The organism is Leptospira borgpetersenii serovar Javanica, from assembly GCF_003046425.1.
GTDB lineage: Bacteria > Spirochaetota > Leptospiria > Leptospirales > Leptospiraceae > Leptospira > Leptospira borgpetersenii.
Window position 1 is genome coordinate 95,666 of record NZ_QAJG01000006.1, and the last position, 6,835, is coordinate 102,500.

A 6,835-nucleotide genomic window follows, 5' to 3' on the forward strand; every position below is an offset into this window, starting at 1 on the left:
TCGTGTTAAAGACTTTTTCTTTCGTTTCCTTTTAGATACGGAATTGGATTTAGGTAAAATATTTTTTTCCAACCTTCGATACTTTGATCCGCAAGCCAAAGATAAGGGAAGAGAGTGACGATCGCGTAGTGTAAATGTGGAGGTTTACCGATCGCGTTTCCCGTATTTCCTACGGATCCGATTTTCGATCCCTTATAAACGATAAAAAACGCGGGCACTTCCGACTCTTTCAAATGCGCGTAGTAATGAATTTTCCACTTCGGACCCAAGACGAAAACTACGTTGCCACCCATGTCGATATTTCCGCTAAAAATTACGATCCCCGAAACGGAGGAACGAACCTCTTTGCCTTGTTTTGCGAAGATATCCACTCCTTTGTGGGTGATCGATTTTCCCCAGGGATAAAACCAAAAAGAATCGGAATGATAACTCGAACGATCCGCTCCTTCGACCGGCATGGTAAACGATTCGGGTAAAAGAAAGCCGATCGCGACGAGGCTTATGACCGCGAGTAAGGTGCTGTTTCTTTTTATTTTTTTCACGGAATGATACGATCCGATTGATTCTTACGGATCGTCCATCCAGTCCAAGCGCAAATCAGGGAGATAAAAGGACTGCTTAGATTCAATACCGCATAAGGAAGAAATACGACTACCGGAACTCCGAGTGCGGCCGCCATAAAAGAACCGCAGGTGTTCCAAGGCACCAAGGCGGAAGTCATCGTACCGGAATCTTCCAACGCTCTCGAAAGATTTTTAGAATCAAGACCTAGTTCCTCATAGGACTTCTTAAACATTTTACCAGGAACCAAAATCGAAAGATACTGGTCCGAAGATAGTAAATTCGCGGAAATACTCGTAAGTATCGTCCCTATCAAAAGAGATCGATCCGTATTTGCATACTTTAATATTCCTTTAGTGATTTCCTGAATCAATCCGGCTCCTTCCATCGCACCCGCAAAAAACATCGCAGAGAAAATCAACCAAACCGTGGGAAGCATAGAAGCCATTCCCCCTCTCGAAAGTAACGCATCCGTAAGAGGATTTTCGGTATTCGCCATGTTTCCTTTGGAAGCCGCGTTTAAAACCTGCCTGTAAACTTCCGGAAAATCCAAATCGGAATGCTGTAGAAAAATTCCGGACAAAACCCCCGATAGAATTCCCGCGAGTATGGAAGGAATTGCAGGGACTTTAAAATAAATTAATACGAATGTCAAAACAGGAGGAAACAATAAAACTGGATGAATTCGAAACGATCTTTCAAGTAGATGAATTACCTCGTTTACCTTCTGCCCCCCACTTTCCGATCCGGAATAATCGAAACCCATCCAAGTGAAAAATATGATTGCAATGCAAAAAGCGGGCAAAGTAGTATATAACATATGCTGAATATGCGTAAAAAGTGGTGTTCCGGCTATCGAAGACGCAAGGTTGGTAGTCTCTGAAAACGGAGAAAGTTTATCACCGAAGTAGGCGCCGGATACGACCGCACCCGCCGCAATTCCAGGAGGAACATCCAACGTGGTACCGATTCCCATAAGAGCAACTCCCACAGTTCCGACTGTGGACCAGGAACTTCCGGTTATCAAAGAAACGACGGAAGATAAAAGACAGGCGGTTATTAAAAAGAGAGAAGGTTTGAGAAGTTTCAATCCCCACACGATCATGGATGGAACTATTCCGGACCAGACCCAGACTCCTATCAAAGAACCGATCAATAAAAGAATAAGCACCGGTTTTAAAACGTTCTTCAAAGATTCTAGGATTCGTTCTTCTAAAAATTCCCACTTCACTCCGAGACGAATTCCAAGTAAACTGGCGACCGTTCCCGAAAGGATTAAAAGCATTTGTGCAGGTCCGTCTACGGTTCCATTACCAAATACAACTCCAGCGTAACCGAGTCCCATCACGAGAACAATTACCGGAATGAAAGACTCAAATAATCCAGGTTCAGGCTCTGTCGTTTTCACCAAAAATCCTTTGGAACGGAGGCTACGATTTTCATTTTCCGATTTGTGATCGGATGATTGAAGCGGATCGCGTATGCGTGCAATGCCTGTCTTTCCATTCCTAATCTTTCCGTAAGATCCGGATTTTTTCCTTCGATAAATTCTAAAAAAACCTCTTCGTCCTTCCCGTAAAGTTTATCTCCCCAAACAGGAAAACCCAAACCATAAAGTACAGCCCGAATCTGATGCATACGTCCCGTGATCGGCTTACATAAAACGAAAGAGTAGAACTCGTGCTTTGGATAAATCGATCGAACTTTCGGTTCCTCGTTTTTTTCGTTTTGAGTTTGTAAACTTTCAAAATTCAATTTTTTCTTCCGAGATCGAACTTTCAATTCCCCGACATCCGATTCAATTTCTTGAAACTGCGTCTTAATAAAATAAGATTCTATTTTTCGAAAGGCTGTAAGACAAAATTCTTCCTCGGGTGAGAAAGAATTTTCTAAGAGATATTTTTTATTTCTTTTTAAAAAGTTAGATTTTAAAAGGAAAAACTTCCTTTTTTTCCGTATTATAGAGGAAACATCCGGTTTTAAGACGCCGTACGCGATTTTCCTTCTCGGAAAATCACCATATACTTTCGTAATATAGTATTTTTGAATTTTTCCCGAACTAAACAATCCGGATAAAAGAGAAGCTGCTTTGGAATCCTTTGCAAATAAAACCACACCCGAAGTTTCCCTATCCAACCGATGAACCGTAAATAAATTTTCGAACTTTCCGGACTCCTTAAGAAGTGTAAGCAAATTTCCTTTTCGATACTTTCCAGCGGGATGAACCGGCAGGTCCCCCGGTTTATCCACCGCCACAAAAAACTCATCTTCATAAAGTATCTTGTAATCCTTCCGAACGGGCGGCTCTTTTCTTTCGATCGGTTGATAAACGACGGTATCTCCTTCTCTGAGAAGAATTCCTGATTTTACTTTTTTACCTAAAACCGAAATTCTCCCTTCGTTGATTTCCTTTTGCCAAACGTTCCTCGAATGATATGTGAACTTTTTGGAAAGGAAATGATCGAGTCTGATTCCCACGTCGTCTTTGGAAATAAAGATCTGAAATTGTTCCAAAGACGAAACAGGACGATTGATCAAAACGGCACTCAGCTTTGGTTTTCCTTGGAATTATCTTTAGAATCGATATAAGTCTGAATCATATTTTCTTCCCTTTCGTTCAAGTTAAAAAATTCACAACCGATTCGAAACATTTTATCCGTATTGGTGATATTTCGGATCACGGCGCGAAACGTTCCCTTACTTTCAGGGGAAAAACTGATATCAAACAGGATCGTTTCCCCCACTGCAAAACTTCTGGAAAAAAAAATGGACTGATGATGAAAAAAACCGACCCCTTGCATGGAGATATTGTCTACATTGCATTTTTCTTTGGATTCCTGGAAAAAACCAGAAGCGATGATTTCTTTGGAAATTGCGTTTGCCGTAATATTAGCGGAATTGAAATCGTCTATGCTCAGTTCTTTTTCGGAAAGAATCTGAACGTAACCGAGAGGGGTATACCCTTTGTAACGAATCATAATCGAAATTTCGGAAACGATTCCGGATTCCAAATTATTCACGGCGATCAGTTTTTGATATTCCGAGAACGCAAGAAATTGGAATCCGCCGCTTCCATCCGATTTAGCATAACGATCCAAAATATAAATCGGTTGATCGAAATTATACATCAGTCTCAACCTGTTATCCATTTTATCCGAAAAAAAGATATTGGAAAGAGGATAAGTTTCTTTTAAGAGTTTCGCGTGTTTTTTGACGATCTCATCTATCTTTTTATCGGCAAATCCGATCGCCTTTCTGACTTTGTATTGATTGATGATGTTCGTAAGTGTGATTTGAAATCCGGAAGAAGCATCTACGTGAATCCTTTTCTCCGTTCTCTGTGCAATCGTGACTTGAATTGCACTCGTAAACAGAAGTTCGACTCCATTTGCCGGATTGTGAAGTTCGACCGTACAAAAGGCCGCAAACCTATGATTATTGTGGATCAGAAATAACTTGCGATTTTGTTCGGTAGGAATTCCCGGAGGAAGTGTTACGACAATTCGAAACGAATCTTTCAAACCCACTACCCTTACAGGAAGAGGGCGATTATCGGAGAGGATAACTACTGGAAGTCGAGTAAAAAGAGATTGTAGAATTTTGTGAATCCCTTCCGGGTCGTTGATGAGCTTATCCATACTTTAGCCGAGATCCATGATTTTCAATCCGAACACGATCCGGAACCCGGTACCGCGGTTCGAATATTAAACCGGAAATCCCGAGTTAGTAAAACGATTTTCTTATTCTGACACGGAATTTTCTTCGTCCATTTTTTTTCGAAAAAGAAGTTCCATTCCGATTTCTTTCAAGGTTCCGACTCCGGTAACATTCATCGATTGCAAAAGATTTTCCGTATATTGGGAAATCAAAAACCGAATTCCTGCAACTCCTCCTCCGATCGCAAAAATTGCCATTGGTCTTCCGATAAGAACGGTATCCGCACCGAGCGCAATCATCTTAAAAACATCCATTCCACTTCGTACTCCTCCATCAACTGCAATCTGAACTTTATCTCCTATCACCTTTCGAATTCCGGGTAGAACCCTGGCGGTTCCCGGCATATCATCCAAAACCCTTCCACCATGATTGGATACAACGATACAATCCGCACCCGCATCGATCGCGAGTTGTGCATCCTGCGGAGTCATAATACCCTTGACGATAAAAGGTAATTTTGTAAGAGAACGGATCCTTCCGAGTCTGGAAACATTTCGAGTGACCGAAGAAATATTTTTCGACATCATCGTCCTAAAATTGACCGCGTCCACATCCATACCGATTGCAAAAAGATCCGAATTTTCCGATTCCCTAAATCTTTCTTCCAAAAGTCCTTCGTCTTCTCTCGGTTTACAGATCAAAATCGCATCCGCTTTCGTTTTACGGACCGCTTCGAGCATGATTAAATACTTTTCCGGACTTGCACCGTCACCTAACCATGCTAAGGTACCTGAAGTCCGACATCCTTCGAGCAACGTGGCCGCAAAGGTGAATTCGTCCATGGCTCCGTTCATATTCGTAACTGCCCCGGTCATCGGTGCGGCCATCACAGGAGTTTGAATCACCTTTCCTAAAAAATTAGTTTTAACGACAGCTTGAATATGTTCCCGGATGTATTTAGGAAGAATCGAATATTCCCGCAACGCATTGATATTGTCTTGAAACGTGAGCATTCGTCCCAAACCGCCCATACCCGGGACTCCGGAGGCGCAATCGGTTCCGTCGCAAACCTTACAAACCCAACAGACTTCTTTTCCAAAACGTAACCTCGCATTTTGCTGGATTTCTTTTTCGGACACAGAATAAAGTTCGTCGCAGGTAAACCGAATGGTATTTTTCACCTTTTCGAAAACGGACTCTGCCTGCTTCAACGTATCGGCACTGATGATAACGTGTCCCGTCTTTTCGATGTTATTCGTAGGTTCACGAATGATATCTCCGATCTTATTCATGAAGAACAGATCATTGACTCCTTCCATCTTACGAACCTCTTCGATTCCGTCGATCGCAAGAAGTTTTCCTCTCGGAGCCAAAAGACAACGTTCGATCGAAACTCTTTGTATTGTAGGAGTAAGATTATCCGGCTCTTCTCCCAATGCGATTAAAATGGCCGCGCGATTCAGATTAATTCCGGAAGAAAGTGGAAAAGTGAACGCAGACATAAAACCGCCGGACAATCTCGCGGCAATCTCCCCTACTTTAACTCCATCAGGAGTAACTTTGATATCCCCTTTTCCGGCACCTATCGTAATCCCGAGAGCCTTCATACTTCGAAACATTACGTCTTCCACTTCTTTCAAAACGGAAGAATTTAAAGCGGAAGGCATGTTGTGTCCCATTTCGATAAAAAAAGGTTCCCTTTCAATGATTCGATCCGCGATTCCGGTGATCACAAAATTTCCATTCCAAGTAAGGGCATCCACAGAAACTTCAGGACCAGGCATGTATTCTTCGAGAATCATTTCTCCGGTGGGAGAATATTTTTTCGCGTGTTTGAATGCAGCCTGTAATTCTTCCCTATTTTCCACCTTAATAACGCCGCGCGCACCCATATTATCCGCCGGTTTCATCACAAGAGGAAATTTCAAAAATTCTAATGCTTCTCTCGCATCGGAAAAACTCCAAACAGGCGCAAAGCCGGGAAGAGGGATTCCCGCCCTTTTCAAACGTTCCCGCATTTTTACTTTATTGGAAGCGGCTTCCGCGTCCACGTAACGGATCCCCGGAAGATCAAGTGCATTTGCAACCGCAGCCACCGTCATACTCGCGTCGGTTCCCGCTGTGATCACTCCGTCTATCTTGATTGTCGTCGCGAGCTTTTTAGACTCTCGCACCATTCCCTCGATATCCTTCGTACTCATTACCATGGGAATATCACAGATCTTCATTCCGGGAGCGTCTCCGTTCATATCGGCGACTACGGTAGTAAGTTTCATCATTCTCGCGGTTTGGATAATCGGTACTTGTAGAAGTCCCCCACCCACGATCAATATCGTTTTTCCTGCGATTTTATGGCTCAGCGACAAAAGAGAAAATCCTTACTCAACTTCGAAAAGCAATTGCCGATTCCTCTTTGGCAACCTGCATTCTGATACTTCCCTTACGAATGATTCCACCTAACAGTAAATAATCGGAATTCAACGGATAAAACACTGCGGACTGTCCCGGAGTCACTCCACGAACTTCCTCCAGTGGATTTACGACAAGATCTTCGTTCATTTTCGTGATTCTACAACGGATCGGAGTATGTCTGTAACGAACTTGAACTCTACATTCA

6 protein-coding genes (1 of these 6 only partly in view) are annotated in these 6,835 nt (G+C 42.7%); all 6 read right to left on the bottom strand.

What is annotated here, in order from left to right:
- Window positions 1-5 precede the first annotated feature (5 nt).
- A complete protein-coding gene (locus CLV95_RS06450; RefSeq protein WP_002734401.1) occupies window positions 6-542 on the bottom strand; it encodes a M23 family metallopeptidase in 537 nt (178 codons plus the stop codon).
- The gene (gene nhaC, locus CLV95_RS06455; RefSeq protein ID WP_002726256.1) at window positions 539-1,969 is read right to left on the bottom strand and encodes a Na+/H+ antiporter NhaC; all 1,431 of its coding nucleotides are present in this window, start codon (window positions 1,967-1,969) and stop codon (window positions 539-541) included. The genes CLV95_RS06450 and nhaC overlap by 4 nt, the downstream gene beginning before the upstream one ends.
- Window positions 1,966-3,099: an RluA family pseudouridine synthase gene (locus tag CLV95_RS06460; protein WP_002734531.1), complete on the bottom strand. Its 1,134-nt coding sequence runs from the start codon at window positions 3,097-3,099 to the stop codon at window positions 1,966-1,968. The genes nhaC and CLV95_RS06460 overlap by 4 nt, the downstream gene beginning before the upstream one ends.
- Before the next feature lie 8 nt (window positions 3,100-3,107).
- On the bottom strand, window positions 3,108-4,199 hold the full coding sequence (locus CLV95_RS06465) for a PilZ domain-containing protein (RefSeq protein WP_002734470.1): 1,092 nt from the start codon (window positions 4,197-4,199) through the stop codon (window positions 3,108-3,110).
- Between the two features lie 102 nt (window positions 4,200-4,301).
- The gene (locus CLV95_RS06470) at window positions 4,302-6,584 is read right to left on the bottom strand and encodes an alpha-hydroxy-acid oxidizing protein (protein WP_002734404.1); all 2,283 of its coding nucleotides are present in this window, start codon (window positions 6,582-6,584) and stop codon (window positions 4,302-4,304) included.
- Between the two features lie 16 nt (window positions 6,585-6,600).
- Window positions 6,601-6,835, bottom strand: the 3' portion of a protein-coding gene (gene mnmA / locus CLV95_RS06475) for a tRNA 2-thiouridine(34) synthase MnmA (protein ID WP_016748872.1). Its footprint extends 899 nt past the window's final position; only the last 235 of its 1,134 coding nucleotides appear in the window; its start codon lies off the right edge, out of view — the gene reads right to left on this strand; it ends in the stop codon at window positions 6,601-6,603.

Excerpts from the sequence above, each read along its gene's own strand:
- CLV95_RS06465 (WP_002734470.1), bottom strand. The coding sequence starts at position 4,199 with ATGGATAAGCTCATCAACGACCCGGAAGGGATTCACAAAATTCTACAA.